At 52.4% G+C, this 16,572-nt stretch carries 14 protein-coding genes and 1 tRNA gene; 4 read left to right on the forward strand and 11 right to left on the reverse strand.

Annotated elements, in window-relative coordinates; all coding sequences use genetic code 11:
- Positions 1-33: 33 nt before the first annotated feature.
- On the reverse strand, positions 34-1,671 hold the full coding sequence (locus GBK04_RS03165) for an arylsulfatase (protein ID WP_373330677.1): 1,638 nt from the start codon (positions 1,669-1,671) through the stop codon (positions 34-36).
- 195 nt (positions 1,672-1,866) lie between these two features.
- Between GBK04_RS03165 and GBK04_RS03170 the strand changes: the two genes are divergently transcribed.
- From GBK04_RS03170 to GBK04_RS03185, 4 genes are all read left to right on the forward strand, one after another.
- Positions 1,867-3,507, forward strand: a complete 1,641-nt coding sequence (locus GBK04_RS03170; RefSeq protein ID WP_152756778.1) for a ribulokinase — start codon at positions 1,867-1,869, stop codon at positions 3,505-3,507.
- The gene (gene araA, locus GBK04_RS03175; protein ID WP_152756779.1) at positions 3,497-4,990 is read left to right on the forward strand and encodes an L-arabinose isomerase; all 1,494 of its coding nucleotides are present in this window, start codon (positions 3,497-3,499) and stop codon (positions 4,988-4,990) included. Before GBK04_RS03170 ends, araA begins: the two co-directional genes overlap by 11 nt.
- 9 nt (positions 4,991-4,999) lie before the next feature.
- A complete protein-coding gene (locus GBK04_RS03180) occupies positions 5,000-5,698 on the forward strand; it encodes an L-ribulose-5-phosphate 4-epimerase (protein WP_373331437.1) in 699 nt (232 codons plus the stop codon).
- 214 nt (positions 5,699-5,912) lie between these two features.
- A tRNA-Asp gene (locus GBK04_RS03185) sits at positions 5,913-5,986 on the forward strand.
- A 331-nt stretch (positions 5,987-6,317) separates the two neighbouring features.
- Here GBK04_RS03185 and GBK04_RS03190 read toward each other — a convergent pair.
- The 10 genes from GBK04_RS03190 to GBK04_RS03235 form a co-directional block, all read right to left on the reverse strand.
- Positions 6,318-9,512 carry a phage tail tape measure protein gene (locus tag GBK04_RS03190; RefSeq protein ID WP_152756782.1) on the reverse strand — a complete coding sequence of 1,065 codons (3,195 nt, stop codon included), beginning with the start codon at positions 9,510-9,512 and terminating at the stop codon, positions 6,318-6,320.
- Between the two features lie 10 nt (positions 9,513-9,522).
- Entirely contained in the window at positions 9,523-9,993 is a 471-nt protein-coding gene (locus GBK04_RS03195; RefSeq protein ID WP_373330678.1) for a hypothetical protein, read from the reverse strand.
- Between the two features lie 19 nt (positions 9,994-10,012).
- Positions 10,013-10,234, reverse strand: a complete 222-nt coding sequence (locus GBK04_RS03200) for a hypothetical protein (protein ID WP_152756783.1) — start codon at positions 10,232-10,234, stop codon at positions 10,013-10,015.
- 39 nt (positions 10,235-10,273) lie between these two features.
- Complete coding sequence (locus tag GBK04_RS03205) at positions 10,274-11,320, reverse strand: ATP-grasp domain-containing protein (protein WP_152756785.1); 1,047 nt, start codon at positions 11,318-11,320, stop codon at positions 10,274-10,276.
- Between the two features lie 184 nt (positions 11,321-11,504).
- Positions 11,505-11,780, reverse strand: coding sequence for a hypothetical protein (locus GBK04_RS03210; protein ID WP_152756786.1), 276 nt, complete (start codon positions 11,778-11,780; stop codon positions 11,505-11,507).
- 291 nt (positions 11,781-12,071) lie between these two features.
- Positions 12,072-12,506, reverse strand: coding sequence for a hypothetical protein (locus GBK04_RS03215; protein ID WP_152756788.1), 435 nt, complete (start codon positions 12,504-12,506; stop codon positions 12,072-12,074).
- Positions 12,507-12,567: 61 nt separating this feature from the next.
- Positions 12,568-13,329 carry a DNA-primase RepB domain-containing protein gene (locus GBK04_RS03220; RefSeq protein WP_152756789.1) on the reverse strand — a complete coding sequence of 254 codons (762 nt, stop codon included), beginning with the start codon at positions 13,327-13,329 and terminating at the stop codon, positions 12,568-12,570.
- 322 nt (positions 13,330-13,651) lie between these two features.
- Positions 13,652-14,947: a primase-helicase family protein gene (locus GBK04_RS03225; RefSeq protein WP_152756791.1), complete on the reverse strand. Its 1,296-nt coding sequence runs from the start codon at positions 14,945-14,947 to the stop codon at positions 13,652-13,654.
- A gap of 121 nt (positions 14,948-15,068) precedes the next feature.
- Positions 15,069-15,332 (reverse strand): hypothetical protein, encoded by a 264-nt coding sequence (locus tag GBK04_RS03230; protein WP_152756792.1) that lies wholly within the window; start codon positions 15,330-15,332, stop codon positions 15,069-15,071.
- Positions 15,329-16,570, reverse strand: coding sequence for a site-specific integrase (locus GBK04_RS03235; protein ID WP_152756793.1), 1,242 nt, complete (start codon positions 16,568-16,570; stop codon positions 15,329-15,331). Before GBK04_RS03235 ends, GBK04_RS03230 begins: the two co-directional genes overlap by 4 nt.
- Between the last annotated feature and the right edge of the window lie 2 nt (positions 16,571-16,572).

The raw sequence follows: 16,572 nt of genomic DNA on the forward strand, positions 1-16,572 counted from the left end.
ATTCATAACTCATATCTCATAATTTATATTTCATCATTCCGAAACCCCCATCCGTTTGCTCCATGCCTCGTATTTCTGCTTTAAGTCGGCAGCCTTTGCCGGATTCTTCATCATCAGGTTGTCTGATTCCGTGCGGTCGGCTTTGAGGTCGTAGAGTTCCCAGGCTTTCCTTTTGGGGGCTACCAGTTTCCAATCGCCTTCGATAAGCGCCTTGCCTCCTTCGTGCTCGAAGAACAATTGGGCATAACCTGGACGCTTTTTCCCTAAAAGTACTGGCAAAAGGCTTTGCCCATCCATCGCCTTGATCGTGTTCCCCTGATAAACTTTCGGATAGGGTATATCGGTCAGGTCCAGTAAGGTAGGCATAATATCCATAACGTGCGTCAGCTCGTCCGAAACGCTGCCTTTGGGCGTTTTCAGCCCCTTCCAATGGACAATCATGGGGGTCCGGATACCGCCGCCGATGGATTCGGCTTTCCACAAGCGGTAGGGCGAGTTGATGGCGTTGGCCCATTCCGGCCCGATACCCGTATAAGAAATCTCCTTCCCGATATCCGCCACCGGAATCGCATCGGCGTACAGCAGTTTTTCTCCAGAACGGGTTTCGGAGGGGCGGTCGTAACCCGAAACGTGCATGATTTCGGGTGAGGCTCCGTTGTCCGACATGAACACGATCAGCGTGTTGTCCAGCGCTCCCGTTTCTTCCAGCGTTTTCAGTACCTGACCGATCCCGCGGTCCATGCGCGCTACCATCGCCGCGTGGGTAGCCATTTTTTTTGTGTTGAACTCTTTTTCTGCCGCCGATAGCTCCGCCCATTTCCGACCCTGAATGGGTGAGAGTTTGTTACTTTGGGGAGTCAGCAAGCCCATTTTAATCTGTCGGTCGCGACGTTTCTGTTGCAACACATCCCAACCTTCCTGGTACACCGGCAGGTACCTTTCGATATCCTCCTGCGGGGCTTGAATGGGCCAGTGGGGCGAGGTATAGGCCAGGTAGAGGAAAAACGGATCGTCCTTTTTGGTAAAATCCCGAATGTACTCCGTGGCCTTCTGGCTGAAATCGTCGGTGATATAGTAGTCTTTCCCCACGGTTTTGACGGGCTTATCGCCTTCCACCAGCGAGAATGGATCGTAGTAGCTGACCACGCCCCAGATGATGCCGTAATGTTTGTCGAAGCCCCGGTTGATCGGGTAGGTACTGACCTCCGCGAAGGGAATCCCGGGGTCGTACTGATGATTCAGCCAGTCCAGGTGCTTAGCCTTGTCTTTTAGCGGAATAGCCTCAGACAGATGCCACTTGCCTACCATGCCCGTTTGGTAGCCGTGGGGCTTCAGGGCCTCGGCGATGGTGACTCCGTCGCGGGTCAGGCTTTTGCCATTGCGGTCCAGACCTACCTTGTGCTGGTACTGACCCGTGAGCAGGCTGGCGCGAGTAGGACAGCAGCGGGCCGTGTTGTAGGCATTCCGAAAGCGCAACCCGTTGGCGGCCAGTCGGTCCAGATTGGGCGTTTTAATTTCCCCACCGTAACAGCCCAAATCCGAATAGCCCATGTCATCGGCCATGATAACCAGAATATTGGGTTTTACAGCCTCGGGTTTGATCTTCCTGGTGATGTTGCCCAGCAGGGCCAAAATCAGCAGCAACAAACCCAGCATTGATAATTTTCCCATGAAAAGATGAAGGATTGCTTTGGGACTAAAATAAGGAAGCAGGGTTTTTCTACCTGCTAATTTTTTACAAATAGCTCGGAATAATCTTCGTTCAAAAGTAGTATTTTGCCCTTTCCGGCTCTTTAAAGGGCAGGACTGAGTTTGGTCAATCAGAAAAGTGTCAAAAAGACACGAACAGCCTTTTACAAGAATTACATGGAGCAGGAAAAATACACAATTGGTCTGGACTACGGCACCGATTCGGTGCGGGCCCTGGTGGTCAATACCGGCACTGGCGAGAGCGTCGGCACGGCGGTTTATTACTATCCACGCTGGAAAAAAGGATTATACTGCGATGCGGCGGCATCGCGCTTCCGGCAACATCCGCTGGATTACCTAGAAGGTTTGGAAAAGGCCATCACCGAAGCGTTGAAAAATTTTCCGGACGAGGTACGCCAACGGGTCGTCGGTATTTCGGTGGACACCACGGGCTCCACGCCCGTGGCGGTAAACCGTGAAGGTACCCCCCTGGCCCTGACGCCCGAATTTGCCGAAAACCCCAACGGAATGTTCATCCTCTGGAAAGACCATACCGCCAACGCCGAAGCCGAAGAAATCAACGAACTGGCGCACCGGGAAGGTACCGATTTTACCAAATACGTCGGGGGTATCTATTCCTCCGAATGGTTCTGGGCCAAAATCCTGCACACGTTGCGCGTGGACGAAAGCATCCGCGAACAAGCCTTTTCGTGGGTCGAGCACTGTGACTGGATTTCGGCCGTGCTCACCGGCCAGACCGACCCCTTGACGATGAAGCGCTCGCGCTGCGCGGCCGGGCACAAGGCGATGTGGCATGAAGAATTCGAGGGGCTTCCTTCGGATGACTTTCTTACCCAACTCGACCCGCTACTGGCCGGACTGCGGGATCGCCTGTACACGGACACCTGCACCTCCGACCAGGCCATGGGTACCCTATCCGCCGAATGGGCCGAAAAACTGGGACTCTCCCCCGAGGTGGTGGTGGGGGTAGGTGCGTTCGATGCGCACATGGGCGCGGTTGGGGCCGAAATCGAACCCTACACCTTTGTGCGGGTGATGGGTACCTCCACCTGCGATATGTTGGTGGCTCCCAACGAAGAAATCGGCCATTTGCTGATCCGTGGCATCTGCGGTCAGGTCGATGGCTCCATCATTCCGGGCATGTTGGGTACCGAAGCGGGGCAATCGGCCTATGGCGACTACTACGCGTGGTTCCAGCGATTAATCACCGAGCCGGTACGGGCCCTTTTGGGGGACGAGGCAGCCGATGCACTGGGCGAAAAACTCATTCCCTACCTTTCGGAACAGGCCGCCCGATTGCCGGTGACCCAAAACGACCCCGTTGCTACCGACTGGATCAACGGCCGGCGCACGCCCGACGCCAACCATACCCTGAAAGCGGCACTGACGGGCTTGAATCTGAGCAGCGATGCCGTGATGGTGTTCAAGTCGCTGGTCGAGGCCACGGCTTTTGGCTCGCGGGCCATTGTGGATCGGTTCGTTTCGGAAGGGGTACCCATCCGGCAGGTCATTGCCATCGGCGGGGTAGCCAAGAAATCGCCCTTCGTGATGCAAACCCTGGCCGATGTGCTGGATATGCCGATCAAGGTAACCCGTTCGGATCAGGCTTGTGCCCTGGGCGCCGCCATGAATGCTGCGGTAGCGGCGGGTGTTCATCCCGATCTGTTTGCCGCCCAGCGGGCGATGGGGTCGGGTTTCGATGCTTATTACGAACCACGGAAAGAGCAGGTTGAAATTTATAAACTATTATATTCCAAGTACCAGTCCCTGGGAAAATTCATTGAACATGGTTATTGATTTAAAATCTTATGAAGTTTGGTTCGTGACGGGTAGCCAGCATCTGTACGGAGAAGAAACCCTCCGGCTGGTGGACGCCCATTCGCAAACCATCGCGCAGTCGTTCGATGCCGCGCCGAAGATTCCGGTGCGGGTTGTTTTCAAACCCGTCGTCAAAACGCCCGAAGAAATTCTGGCTGTCTGTAAGGCGGCCAACGCTACCCCCAACTGCGTGGGAATCATCGTGTGGATGCATACCTTTTCACCCGCCAAAATGTGGATCGGCGGTCTGAATGCTCTACAGGTACCCCTGCTCCATCTGCACACGCAGTTCAACCGCGACATTCCATTCGCCGACATCGACATGGATTTCATGAACCTGAACCAGTCCGCCCACGGCGACCGGGAGTTCGGCTTCCTGGCCTCGCGCATGCGTCTCAGTCGCAAGGTAGTCGTGGGGCACTGGGAAAGCGATGCGGTGCTACAACCCCTCAATGTGTGGACGCGGGTAGCGGTGGCCCGCTACCGGATGCAGACCATGAAGGTAGTTCGCTTCGGCGACAACATGCGGCAAGTGGCGGTCACGGAGGGCGATAAAGTAGAGGCGCAAATCAAATTCGGTTTTGCGGTCAATACGCACGGGGTAGGTGATTTGGTGCAGGTCATCAACCAGGTTTCCGACGCCGAAATCAACGGCTTGATGCAGGAATACGCCGACCACTACCAATTGATGGATTCGTTGGTAAAGGGGGGTACCTTGCGCGAATCGCTCGTGGAAGCCGCCCGCATCGAGCTGGGATTGAAAACATTTCTGGAAGATGGCGGCTACTCGGCCTACACCAACACCTTCGAGGATTTGCATGGCATGCGGCAGTTGCCCGGCATCGGTTCGCAGCGCATGATGGCAGCGGGCTACGGCTACGGCGGCGAGGGCGACTGGAAAACCGCCGCGTTGGTTCACGTACTGAAAACCATGGCCACGGATTTGCCGGGGGGTACCTCCTTCATGGAAGATTATACCTACCATTTCGATCCCCAGAATGCGATGGTACTGGGCTCGCACATGCTGGAAATTTGTCCGACCATTGCCGCCGGAGCGGTGCGGTGCGAGGTACACCCGCTGGGCATTGGCGGCAAGGAAGATCCCGTGCGACTGGTGTTCAACGGCGCGGCAGGCCCCGCCCTGAATGTTTCACTCATCGATATGGGCAACCGTTTCCGGCTGCTGGTCAACGAGGTAGAGTCCGTGGAAATAACCCAGGAGTTCCCTAAGCTACCCACCGCCCGGGTACTTTGGAAGCCCCAGCCCAGCATGGAAGTAGGTCTGCAGGCGTGGATTCTGGCGGGAGGCGCCCACCACACGGCTTACACCCAAAGTCTGACCATCGACTATATCGAAGACCTGGCCGATATGCTGGGCGTAGAATTGGTCGTAATCGACAAGGATACTACCCTGCGGGGCCTGAAAAAAGATTTACAACTAGGAGAAGTAGTCTATCGATAAGTCATGGATATCTATAAAACCCTCCGGGAGGAAGCTTACGAAGCCAATATGCAGCTGCCTAAACTCGGGCTGGTGCTCTTCACCTTCGGCAATGTGAGCGCCGTGGACCGGGACAAGGCCGTGTTTGCCATCAAACCCAGCGGGGTACCTTACGAAAGTTTGCGGGCACAGGATATAGTGATCATGGATTATGACGCCCAGGTGGTGGAGGGTACCCTGCGCCCTTCGTCCGACACCAAAACCCACGCGCTCCTCTACAAAACCTGGGACGACATCGGCGGCATTACCCACACCCATAGTACGTACGCCGTGGCCTGGGCGCAGGCCGGACGCGACATCCCGATTTTCGGCACCACCCACGCCGACCACACCCACCAGGATATTCCCTGCGCCCCCGTACTCACCGACGACATGATCCGGGGCGACTATGAGCACGAAACAGGAAATCAGATTCTGGATTGCTTCAAGGACAAAACCCTGTCCCACCACGAAGTGGAAATGGTGCTGCTGCAAAACCACGGCCCCTTCACCTGGGGCCAGGATGCCGCCAAGTCGGTGTATAATGCGGCCGTGCTGGAAGAAATAGCCCGGATGGCGTACCTGACTTTGCAAATCAATGCCGATACCGCCGTTTTGAAAGATACCCTGCGCATGAAGCACTTCGAGCGCAAGCATGGCAAGGACGCGTATTACGGGCAGGGATGCTAAACCGAGTGGGGAGCACCTTGTGTATCCAGTACTCCGCAATCCCGTCCCGTAAGGGTACCCTGAGGTTTTGAAAAAATATTTTCACAGAACTGAGGCTGATAATCAGAGTTGTTACCGTCATGTTAAAAAATAATTCTGGCCTTGGCTTGCGTGGTATGGTAGGGTCGCCTACTTTTGTGCCACGTTTTACCTGATTCATCAGCAAAACGAAAGTGGTTCGGTAGTTCAGTTGGTTAGAATACCTGCCTGTCACGCAGGGGGTCGCGGGTTCGAGTCCCGTCCGGACCGCAAAAAGCCCCTCAGTTCACACTGAGGGGCTTTTTCTTTGCCAAGTGTGCCCTAAGCTATACCCTACTTTTCAAGAAAAAGGGTACACCCCTTTACAGAACATTCTTTGGCGCGGCCGCGCGAATTTTGGTTGAGCTGGCCCGGAGCCTGGCCTAATCCCGTACTGATCCGGCAACAAATCGCCCAGGGCGACCGGCACGAACAAAATTTTATTCGGCTGCGCTCCTCCATCCTGCGGAGTGCTTCCGGAATGATTTCGGAAATATGCCTGAGCCCTCGTTTCATGGCCATGCGTTGCTATAGGTTAAGATGCTGGAGTATCCGTATAAGCTTAGGCGCTGGCCCGCCTGCGGATGCTACTTACCAGGTTCTGGTACTCTTCCAGGGGGGCATGGTTCCAGGCAGAAGGTTTATTGTTGAGTTCACGAAGCAGACGGGCGATTTCGGCCAGCTGAGGATCCATTACGGGACCCTTATTGACACTCTGCGGCGCAGGGATAGAGGCAGGATTTGCGAATTGGTTTTGCTGCCGCAAGACTTCCATTATTCCTACGAAGTTGGCTACAGCCGGGTTGCGGAGCATGGGGTTGCTGATCACGTATTCGCGGCCGCGCTCACCGGCTACGTAGCGACGGCTCCCCATGCTGAAGAGCGTAGGGCGACTAACCCACCCCTCGGGTCCGCCTGGGTCTGCTGCCAGGCTGCCCATATCGGTGTACCCCCCAGCGGCCCGGAAGGCAGGAGGCTCGGGTACATTCGCTTTTTGAATAAGCTGCTTTGCCTTCAGGATGTTGGCGGTTACTGTTGCAATGGCCGTGGCAATGCTAGCCACAAGCACAAACGGGTTGGGAGAGCTTACCGAAGCGGCCCTAACGGCCCCGGCAATGGCCGCACCACTATCAATGGCTAACTGTACCAGGCCGATTGCCTTTTGAAACTCGGCAAAATCGGTTTCATTACTAGCCATGATTGAAAATACATCCGATACGGCCTGAGCCATATCCGAGTAGGCCCGCTTCCGCATTTCAATATCGGCCATCCAATCCTCCTGATCGTCCTCATCTTTCTTATTTTGGTCATTGGCGAGTTTCTTTTTCTCCTCGAGGAGCTTTTTGTTTTTCTCGACATCCTTCTCGAGCTCCTCATTGTTGCGGGCAAGCTGAAGATCCCGGATGGCATTGTACATCCTTATGTAAATATCCGTAGTATCCCTACCCAAAAGCTCGGCTTCAGCTATCAAGTCTCGGTAATGCTCCCTTATATCGCTGAGCTCCTTATCCTGGCGCTGGGCGTCCTCCTCCGCCAGCTTCTGCTCAAAAGCTCTTTTCTGGTCAGCCTGGTCATTCATGGCGCTGAGCTTGGTGCGCATCATCTTATCGAACGACTCCAGGTTTTTCCGGTTGGTCTGTTCGTTGATTTGCTCCATTTCCTGGGCTTCCTGGGCGGCAATCTTTGCCAGATCTTCCTTATTGTTCCCGGCCAGTTTGCGCATCTGCTCGTACTTATTATGAGCGGCCACAATCTGCTTTTCGTGCTCACTCATCAGGTTCAGGGTGAGCTGCTGCTGGTTTTTCAAAAGCTCATCGTCCAGCTTCCGGACATCCGATACGGCATTGCCTGACTGGCCCGTACCGGTATAGCTGCCTCCGGGGGAATTCTTGGTAATGCCAGTACCGGCCGCATTGCTGGCGCCGGTGTCGGGCTTCACAGCCGGTGAGGGCTTATCGAGCGCGGCAAGGCCGTCCTTTATCCTAGCCTCCCGCTCCCGGATGCTGGTGAGGCGCTTGGTACGTTGCGCAAAATCCCGGTCGGTGAGGGCTACGTCCCGGTACTGTCCCATGCCCGTATTCATTGACACTTTGCCGCGCTCCAGCTCGGTCTTTATACGGATGGCTTCCCGGTTAAGCTCAGCCAATTCACCTTTGGCGGCTTCCTTCTGGGTATCGCGCATGGCCTTCAGCATTTTCTGCTGCTGCTCGACGAAATCCCGGGCCTTCCAGGTGTTCAGCTGCAAGGCATTGCCGTAATTGTCCCAGGCCGTGACGGCCCCCGGTACGGCATCCGCTATCTGGCGGGTCAGCTTCATAAACTCGGCTTGCTCCTCTTTGGAACGCTTCGTATTGGTGGCCAGCCGATCGTAACGCTCAATGATGGGTACCAGGTTTTTCTCAGCACCGGCCACTACATCCTGTTGGGTCTGGATGGCCGCTAAGCCCTCCTCCAGCTCATCGACTACCCCGGCCCACTTGCCGAAAAGCCTGATGAGTGGATTCACGGCCGCGCTGGCCTGTTCCCACAGGATCGTGATCCGCTTGCCCAGCTTTTCGAGGATGGCCGCTGTGTTTTCGTTTTTGATGTTGAATTCGCCTGAAACGGAGGTACCCACATCATAGGCATCATTCAATAACCCCTGCTGCTCTCGTAGGAGCTTAGTGTTATTGGTGAGTGCTCCCAACACCTGAGCGCCTTCGCTGCCTTCAATTCCCAAGGCTTCTAGGGTCTTGATCATACCTTCAACCCCGCCTTCTGCACTTTTGGCCCCTTCCAGCACTTTTACAAATGCCTCGTTGGCGTCCTTCTTGAGTAGGGCGCTGAAATCCATGACGGACATACCGGCCACCTGCGCGAAGTGCGGAAGATCCTTGCCAATGGCGATGATCATCTTGCCCACGTTGGTAGCGGAAAGCTCGGAGCTCTGGCCCAGAATATCCATCGTAGCGGCCAGGCCCAGGGTATCGGCTATACTGATCCCGGCATTGGGCGCGATACCGGCAAAGCGCTTGGTCCAGGCTACCAGGTAGCCCTCGTTAGCCGCCGAACTCGCTCCGGCCACGTTGATGGCCGAAGCAGTCTTCAGCATGGCTTTTTCAATCCCGAACTCCTCCTCCAGACCAAATATTTCGACCAGCTTCCCAATGTCGTTCGTGACGTCCTCGATGTTGCCGCCCAGGTCTTCGCCCAGGGCCACATTGATCTGATCGGCGGCACGAACGAAGGCCAAAACATCATCCTTGGTGTCATACCCCAGCTTCCCGGCCACAGCGGCCAACGACCGCAATTCCTCGACCGGCGTACGGGTGTTTATGGCTTGCAGCTCGGCGTTGAGTTCTTGCAGATCCTTCCCGGCCAATCCCGTCTGTTTCTGCACGTCGGCCAGTTCGTCGCTCAGCTCGCCACTGATGTCGATGAGCTTGGTAATACCCTGTTTCAGCGCACTGAGGCCCGCTTCAGCCAGATTGCCGCCTAGAGTACCCAGGGCTATTTCCTTAGAGTTTGCCTTAAACTTACTCCAGGAGCTTTCACCGCCACGAAGTTCGGCTACCATCTGGCCATGAGCAGCTTTCAGCTTTTGCAATTCGCGCGTAGCGGCTGCATAGCCTGCCGGGTCGTCGGCCTTCTTCATATTGGTGAGCTGGCGCTCGAGCATGATCATCGACTGACGTACTTCCTTGATGGAGGTTTCGGCCTGTTTGCCGTCGATGATGAGCTGAATGGTAGCCCGTTCGGTATGGGTGTTCTTGGCCATAGTGGTTCAGTTAGTCCCATAGGCCCAGCCTCTGGGCTTCCTGGGTGGAGGGGAATTCATAGATGAGCCTGGCCAATGCCTCCTGCTCCTCATCGGTTTCTTTCAGGATACCGGCATCGGTGAGCAGCTGCCTGGCGGCGCTCCAATCAACATGCGGCTTACTGCCCTTGGGAGTGGTCAACGGAATCCCCAGGGCCAGGTCATCAATGTATAGGTCGGCCGCTGCCTTGGGTGAGGTGGTCCAAGTGTGCTGCGTGGGGTTTTTATTGACCCCGTACAGCTCGATCCCTTTGCTTTTGAACCAATCGAGCGCGTCCGTGAGGTACTTGCCATGTTTGGTGTCGCTGCGCATGGTGAAAAGGATGAGCCGATGGCCCTGGTCGATGAGATCCTTCAGGACGGCTTCAGCCCCAATGCCCTCCCCCACTTTGGGGAAGGCATGGGTGACACAGGTACCGTCAAAGTCTATGCAGATTACCATAGTTTCGGGTAAGGAGGGCTTACTTGATGACGCATTTCATTTTGTCCTGGTCAACCGGGATCAAAAGGTTGAAGGCAGGTATTCCCAACTGGGCGGAGGATATAACATCGACGCCCGGGATGTAGCGCCTTTCCCGCGGAGGCAGGTCGCTGTCGTCCCGGTCCATCATTACGGCGTACTTGGGGTCATTGAGTTTGGCCAGGTAAACGGGATCGTTTTTCCGGAGCTGTCTTTCAGTCATGACTAAAAGGTTGAGGTTAAATTGATTAATTGATAAGGATCAGTCCCAGAGGCCAAACCTTCTGGCCTCCTGGGTCGATGGAAATCCCTCGATGATCTCTTCCAGGGTCATTGGCTGGGAGGGCTCCGCGATGAAGGGAACGCCCTGGGTAGCTGACTGGCTGGCCTGCTGCTGGGTAGCGGCCTGGGTGCTGGTGCCGGCTTTCGATTTGCAATGCTTCACCAGGTCAACAAAGAAGTTGTGGCCGGTGATGTCGATGATCTTGATTCCCGGGTTGCCGTTCACCTCGATGACGTAGGAATTGCCGTCTTTATCCTTCATCAGATCCACCCCGGCGAACTCCATGCCTAGGGCTTTGGCAGACTTGACACAGATACTTTTATCCTGCTCCGAGAGCTCAATCTTCTGGCCGCTGCCGCCCTTGGATATGTTGGCCCGGAAGTCACCCTTGTTGGCCGTACGCTCCATGGCCACTACGACCTTTTCGCCTACCACAATGGCCCGAATATCCTTTGATCCACCTTCGATGTAGCGCTGTAGCTTTACATTGATTTCAGACTTAAAGAAAGACTCAAGTACTGTGTTGGCTGTGCGGGCGGTCTCAAGGATGCTCACCCCGGCACCCTGGGAGCCGTAGACGGTTTTGCAGATGACGGGCAGTCCCTCCATCATTTTCTTGATGATGTAGTCCACATGGACGGGAGCCTTGGCCCAAACGGTCTTTGGGGTTTTGATACCGGCCTGGGACAGCCGGAGGGTCGTGAGGATCTTATTTGAGGCTATTTTGATAGACTCTGAGGTCTGAGGGGAATACATACCCAAGTTACGGTGCAGGTGCTCTAGGAAAACCGTCTTATGTTCAAGCCCTCCGGAGAGCCGGGTAACGATAAAATCAAAATCCTTCACCTTGAGGCGTACAGGATTCTCCAGCGATTGGGAGCCGTTGTAAATGCGGTCGTAGCCGCTTTCATGCTCGCTTACATAAAGGATTAAATCCAGCGGATCATGAGCCTCAAAGGTGCAGCCCGCTAGTCGTAGAGCGGCCTCGAGGTGTGGGTTGGTGTTGCCCAGAATAAGAGCTTTCATAGGTACTTTTCGGTTGATATTTCGATAAAAGTACTGGGTTGCCCTGGCGTTCGGTAGGACAGTGAAGGGCCGTGGTTTAGTAGCGGATTCCGGAACTACTAGACTGTAATATCTAGTAGATCCATGGTAGGCAATAAGGAGGCTTTTCAATGGGCGCCTGCCAAGGGAAGTAGGGTAATGGAGTCTATTTTATTGCCGCCATTTTTTTTGCACAAAAAGGACGTTTTGACGGCAAAAAGGGGCGGTTTTGGGCGAAAAAGCAGAAAAAAACGCCAAAAAAGTGAAAAAACGAGGGTGTTTTTGTAGTAAATTTTTCGTCAAATGTCTGTAAATCAACAAAATAGCAAAAAAGTTTTTTTAAAAGAAATGCAAAGTTGCGCTCTCGAGCCAAACCACACGCCCTGGAGAGATGCAATTGCACCCCCCCTCCCCCTGCGATATATGATGGGGCGGCGGTCATGGAAGGGGCCTCGAGGGTTCGGCCGTTGCCCGTTTGCCTTACGGATTAAGTTCGTATATTGCACTACACAACCCAGGAAAGGCTACCGGATCACTCCCCACTTCGGTGGTTTGGTATAGGTTTGAATCCTGTCGGGATCACGGCTAAAAACCGGCAAGATTTTAAGCTCATTGCAGCTGAAGCACAGGGGTTCGATTCCCGTCGGGGTCACAGCCTCACACACAAAAAAGCCGTCAAGATCTTGACGGCTTTTTTGTGTGTGAGGCAATAGGTAAATTAACTACAGAATGTTTACCGCCCGATCTTATCAGTCACTAATCTCGGTTTGGAGAGTACAACCGGATCAAAAACACATATAACATCGTTTATTATGTTTCGCTTATCGGGGGTAGAAGTTTGAACATCAAGGCCTTTCCCAATTCTTAATGCTTTTACTCCCGTCTTTTCATGCTTTCTTATAAGGTCAGGAAAGCTCAAACCATTTTCTATTTTTTTATCGTAATTGTAGATGTCATCTCCCCAAAGATCAAGGGGAATGTTGTCATCTATTTCAAGTTCGTATAAACATCCATTCTGCATAAGGTTGGTTTCCATGCATTTGAATAGAGCATACATATAGGCTACTTTAGGATTAGGGGAGAAGGAAAGGCAGAAGAAGCCATACCGTGATTTTTTAAGCGGGTCGATGACCCAGTTTTGACAGGCATTTCCGTGGTATACTAACATAGGTCTATAAAGTTAATTGTTGAAATCGAGTTATTGTTACTATTGCTATAACAACTATTATCTAGCTAATTATTGACCCTAATACGCGCATTCCGGATCGTCTTACCGATGTAGTCATACGACCGGCGTATCTGCCTGGCTTTCTCGCTGGAGGCTTCCAGCTGTTGCCGAATGAAGTCATCTGATTTACCCTGGCTGAGAAGCATACAGCAAAGGTTGAAATCTTCCCGGCTGCGGTCGTGGTCTTTGTGCCTGACAGGGGGTGCAATTGCAGGTTGTGCTTGACCAACAATCCCCCAAGGGGTGAAAAATCGCTATCCCGGTTCTCCCATTTGTGCAGCCTGACGAACGGGTAAAAGCCGTCATCCCTGCGGTGCCTGGGCTTTCGGTTGGTGAAACCTGGCAAGCGGCCTATGTGGTCGGGTTCGGCGCTGCCCAGGTCAGCGGCCAGCAATACGGCCAGTTCCTGACAGATGTTTACAGCTTCCTCCCGCGTCTGGGGGACTTCCCTAAGCCTGAGCCAGGCCTGGTAATTGCCGGGGCTGGTTTCAAGTAGCAGGCAGGGTTTCAGCTCAGCCAGTTCTGAAAGAACTTGCCTATACAGATCATCCAGTAGTACGAACTCATAGCCGGCCGGCCGGAAATACACGTTGTAGCCTTCCCGGTTTTTGGCCTGATAGTAGGGTATCTCCCTAATGAGCTGAGCGGCCTCGAGCCTTTTATTGATCGGGGGCTTTTCATCGTGGATGAGCCTGATGATATATTCTGAAGCGTCGATGGCCATCAGGGTATTCTCAACGGCCTGCCATGTTCGGTTTGTCATAATTATAAAGCTTTTCACCCCTTGGGGGGGATTGTTGGTCAAATTGTACTTATGCGGTGTGTGTGGTGGGGAGTTGAAAAAGTTGGAACATTTGGAACATTGGAACAGGTTTGGAACATGGAACAGATTTGGAACAACTTTGGAACAAAGAATAATATACTTAACTTATTGATTAATAATAGTATATATAGTATATGTTCCAATGTTCCAGCTTTTTATAATGTTTCTCAAATGAAAATTAAATGATTGGTAGCCAGAAAAATACGAAAATTGACAAAACCCGATTTTTGTTCAAACCGTGTTCTAAGTCTGTTCCAGATTGTCAGAAAACGGCCATTTGTTCCAATTCCGGTTTTGGCTCAATTGTATTATTCTCATAACTATCTTTATAGTTATTCCTGAGAAAGGTATAATACACGTTATTGGCTTTGTTAGGGACTGGGTAGTAGGTTTCTTCTTGCTCGGCCCGGTGCAATGAAAAGTAGGTGTAGCGGCCCTTTTTGTGGGGGATAAGGCCCAGATCCTTCTGTAAAGCCTCTTTTACCTTGCGCCTGTCGATGTACCTATTATAGTTGCCTTTTTCCATTTCCTCTATCAGGTCAGATTCGGAAAAGGAAAGGCTTGTTTCCTCTGGGAATGCCTCAAAGCTATCTTTTACAAGCTCCTGAATGGCCTTGGTCGTATGCCCCTGGCTGCCTTCAAAGTAGAGCTCCAATTGCCTGGTAAAGTAGACGGCGGTATCGAAGTGCATCCGGCTCTTGGTTGGGTGCACCAGCTGACGGCCTTTGAGGTAATGCAGAAAGGCCGGAATTTCGGCCTGTAGATCGTCCAGTATGTCGGGGTTATCCTCTATGCCACGGCTGGCGAAAGTAGGTACCTTGAAGACAGCAAAGCGCTTTTCACCCCGCTGGATAGGCAGGGCTTTACCTTCGTCGTTGGATATGAAGATGAACTTACCAATAAACTCGATGTCTACCTTATCCTTTCCTTTGGAGTTGGAAAGTACTTTGCCCTTTTCGGTGGATAGCCTTTTGATCGACTCCATAACGGCTTTTTCCTCTAAGGATGTTTCATCGACAATGATGGTAAGCTTGTCAATCCAGACGCTGTTAAACTGGCTGTTAAAGTCGCTATTTCCCAGGGCTATGCTATTGAATTGAAATATCTTTTCCACGAAATGACCGAAGGTACTTTTACCCGTATTTTTTTCAACGGATTCAAGCAATATAATAGGAAGGCTTTGGGTAGGTTTCAGATAGAGCAGTTGGAAATAATCCATAATAAAATCCAAATATTCTTCCCCGAATATGTGCGCAAGGAAGGCGGTTATAGTTTTGAAGCTGCCCTTCTTTGGCTTGTGGGATATTTCATAGTACTTATTGTAGTGCCCGTGAATGATCTGCTGGTAATTGACATGTGAGGGCACTATGACAAAGTCCTCGTACTTGGCTATCTCATGGATGATATTGGCCCCGTAGTCGTCCGTAATAGTTCTTTTCTGCCTTTTGGCTAGTACCCGGTGGAGGTTTCCTTTCTTGTCAGGGCGTAAGGTGATTTTATAATAATCGTCACCTACTCGGATAAATTGCTTTGCATTCTCTTTGATATTTTTGCTCATAGTTTTGTATATTTACGTATTGGTTATTGATTTGACGGTCAATCGCTAATGTTTAATTATTTTTTCACTCGGAGGGTAGTGCATTAAAGCCCGGCTGTAATGGCCGGGCTTTCTTTGTTACCTAGTTGCGATTAAGCAAATGATAGGTTTTTACATAAATTCCCATCGGATCAATATTGGTTTTATTGTTTAGTAACCCTACCGCTTCTCTCAGTATTTTAAGCGCCAGACCGTTCGATAAATTGGTTTCGTAAGCTATTTTTTGTGAATTATTTAACGCGTATCGTTGAAAGTCTACCGTATACTTTAACTCTTTTATTGTAGCTTCCAATTGTCGGATTTTCTGTTTTTGGGCTAAAAATTCCCGCTCTTCTTTCTGGCTCATTTTGTAGTGGGTTTAGAAGGTTCAAACTGCATTTCGCGATCAATGGAATCGTCCGTAATGGTGGTGTAGTGCTTCACAAACTTCGTGGAGCTGTGGCCTAGTACCTTGGCTACGGTTTCGAGCCTCATGCCCAAGACATTGAGGCAATAGTTAGCCAGGGTTTTACGGGCAATTTTGGTCGTCAGATGAACATTCAAACCCACGTAGGCGGCAATCTGCTTCAGCACCAGGTTGCGCTTGGCGTTGTTGCGCCGAGGGAGCCTGGCCACATCGCCATATTTGGCTAGGATGGCCACGGCCAACGGGTGCAGCGGCATGGAATAGGGCTTGTCTTTACGGCCTCCCTGGGACTTGATCCGGTGGCCGCTGAGCCAGGTACGGCCCTTTTGCTCGGATACGGCAAAGGTACCTTTGTGGTAGTCGGCATGATGCAGGCCGGTGTAGCAGCAGAACACGAATACGTCACGCTCTTCGTCCAGTACCCGGATTGATTCTACAGGTAGGGGTAGCTCCACGAAATCGAAACTGGCCAACTGTTGCACCTGCTCTTGTGTCAGATGTGACGTATCATAATGGCCCGACTTCTCGAGGCGTATAGTGGTGAGCGGATTGCGGTCGATGAGATTGCAGGCGTAGGCGTAGCTAAAGAGCGACTTTAAGAACTGGGCGTTCTTGATGGCGTAATCCTGAGCGTAGCGGTCTTTAAGCCATACCAGTAGATTCTGAAAGCGGGCTTTGGTGATGTCGTCCAGCAGGGGCGATTTTAGGCCGTTTTCGGCAAAGTAGGTACTCAGGTTCCGGAAGTACTTTTCATAGCCCTGAAAAGTTACAGGGCTGTTGCTGGTGGTGGCCTTCTGTTCGGTCACGTAAAGCCCGAATACATCGGCCAGGGTGGTAGCCTGGCGGGGCTGGTCAAATACCCGCTCGATGATCTTACGCCAGGTGACGGTTTCACCCAATTGCTCAAGCTCGCGTTGGGCTTCATAAATGCGCGTCCGGATCTGGTGCAGCTGGGCGTTCTTGAGCTGGGTTTCGCGGTCGTTGCCTAGGATACTCTGGCTTTTGGAATCCCACTGTTTACTAGCTACCCGGATGCCCGTAGAGCGCTCGGTAGAACGGATGCCGTTTACTACAATGCGTAGGTAAAGAGAGCCTACATCCGCACCGGCTCCGGTAATTTTTAGCCGGTAAAGGGCTCGTACAGAGTAGAAGCCCGGTTTTTTTGTTAGTTTTGTCATTG

Source organism: Salmonirosea aquatica, from assembly GCF_009296315.1.
Lineage (GTDB): Bacteria > Bacteroidota > Bacteroidia > Cytophagales > Spirosomataceae > Salmonirosea > Salmonirosea aquatica.

Excerpts from the sequence above, each read along its gene's own strand:
- GBK04_RS03235 (WP_152756793.1), bottom strand. The coding sequence starts at position 16,570 with ATGACAAAACTAACAAAAAAACCGGGCTTCTACTCTGTACGAGCCCTT.
- GBK04_RS03210 (WP_152756786.1), bottom strand. The coding sequence starts at position 11,780 with ATGACCGCCGCCCCATCATATATCGCAGGGGGAGGGGGGGTGCAATTG.
- GBK04_RS03220 (WP_152756789.1), bottom strand. The coding sequence starts at position 13,329 with ATGACAAACCGAACATGGCAGGCCGTTGAGAATACCCTGATGGCCATC.
- GBK04_RS03165 (WP_373330677.1), bottom strand. The coding sequence starts at position 1,671 with ATGGGAAAATTATCAATGCTGGGTTTGTTGCTGCTGATTTTGGCCCTG.
- GBK04_RS03230 (WP_152756792.1), bottom strand. The coding sequence starts at position 15,332 with ATGAGCCAGAAAGAAGAGCGGGAATTTTTAGCCCAAAAACAGAAAATC.
- araA (WP_152756779.1), top strand. The coding sequence starts at position 3,497 with ATGGTTATTGATTTAAAATCTTATGAAGTTTGGTTCGTGACGGGTAGC.
- GBK04_RS03195 (WP_373330678.1), bottom strand. The coding sequence starts at position 9,993 with ATGGTAATCTGCATAGACTTTGACGGTACCTGTGTCACCCATGCCTTC.
- GBK04_RS03190 (WP_152756782.1), bottom strand. The coding sequence starts at position 9,512 with ATGGCCAAGAACACCCATACCGAACGGGCTACCATTCAGCTCATCATC.
- GBK04_RS03200 (WP_152756783.1), bottom strand. The coding sequence starts at position 10,234 with ATGACTGAAAGACAGCTCCGGAAAAACGATCCCGTTTACCTGGCCAAA.
- GBK04_RS03205 (WP_152756785.1), bottom strand. The coding sequence starts at position 11,320 with ATGAAAGCTCTTATTCTGGGCAACACCAACCCACACCTCGAGGCCGCT.
- GBK04_RS03170 (WP_152756778.1), top strand. The coding sequence starts at position 1,867 with ATGGAGCAGGAAAAATACACAATTGGTCTGGACTACGGCACCGATTCG.
- GBK04_RS03225 (WP_152756791.1), bottom strand. The coding sequence starts at position 14,947 with ATGAGCAAAAATATCAAAGAGAATGCAAAGCAATTTATCCGAGTAGGT.
- GBK04_RS03215 (WP_152756788.1), bottom strand. The coding sequence starts at position 12,506 with ATGTTAGTATACCACGGAAATGCCTGTCAAAACTGGGTCATCGACCCG.